This window comes from Providencia sp. NPDC089933 (assembly GCF_049545585.1).
Taxonomy (GTDB): Bacteria; Pseudomonadota; Gammaproteobacteria; order Enterobacterales; family Enterobacteriaceae; genus Providencia; species Providencia huashanensis.
Map to the genome: position 1 here is coordinate 1 of NZ_JBMWDT010000037.1, position 1,133 is coordinate 1,133.

Here is a 1,133-nt window from a genome sequence, read left to right on the forward strand (position 1 = left end):
AGCAGCACGGTGTTCGGCTTGTGCGCCTTGTAGTTGCGGGCGAACCAGATCTTGTAGATGCCGTTGTCCAGGGCAACGATGCCTTCGGACGGCAGTACGCGACGGATGTCGGCGACCATGCGCTGCGGGTAGACCGGGAAACGGTCGTCATCGGCACCTTCGGCGATCTGCGCTTCGTTGGCTTCACGGATCGCCATCAGGCGGGTGAAGTCCCAGTGCGAGGTGTCGTTCAGCGCTTCGCTGATCTGCCACACGGCGTTGGCGATGTCGCCGATCACTTCCACCTGCGGGAAGTACACGGCATCGACTTCGGCAGAGCGGAAGTTGATGTGGATGACTTCGGTGCCGCCACGGACCATGAAGAACGGCGGCTTTTCGATCACGTCGTGGCCGATGTTGACGATCAGGTCGGCGGCTTCGACGGCGCGGTGCACGAAGTCACCCGACGACAGTGCGGCGTTGCCCAGGAAGCGTGGGTGACGCTCGTCGACCACACCTTTGCCCATCTGGGTGGTGATGAACGGGATGCCGGTCTTGTCGATCAGTTGCTTGAGGACCTTGGCGGTCATCTTGCGGTTGGCGCCGGCGCCGATCACCAGGATCGGGTTGCGGGCCTTCTGCAGCTTTTCCACGGCCGCTTCGATCGCCTTGTGCTCGGCCAGCGGGCGACGGCTCAGGCTAGGCGGAATCGGCAGGCTTTCGGTCTGCTCGGCGGCGATGTCTTCCGGCAGCTCCAGGTGCACGGCACCCGGCTTCTCTTCTTCGGCCAGGCGGAAGGCTTCGCGCATACGGGCTGGGATGTTGTCGGCGGAAGCGAACTGGTGGGTGTACTTGGTGATGGGGTCCATCATGCCGCACACGTCGATGATCTGGAAGCGACCCTGCTTGGACTTCTTGATCGGCTTCTGGCCGGTGATCATCATCATCGGCATGCCGCCCAGGTAGGCGTAGGCGCTGGCGGTGACCAGGTTGGTGGCGCCAGGGCCGAGGGTCGACAGGCTGACGCCGGTCTTGCCGGTCAGGCGGCCATAGGTGGCGGCCATGAAACCTGCGGACTGCTCGTGACGGGTCAGTACCAGCTTGATCTTCGACTTGCGCAGGGATTCGAGCAGGTCGAGGTTTTCCTCACCGGG

Annotated in this window: 1 protein-coding gene; it reads right to left on the minus strand. The window is 63.4% G+C overall.

The annotated features are described in order from the left end of the window. Nucleotides 1-1,133 (minus strand): acetolactate synthase large subunit (locus ACPEH5_RS22660; RefSeq protein WP_423727230.1); only part of this gene is annotated, 1,133 nt, incomplete at both ends.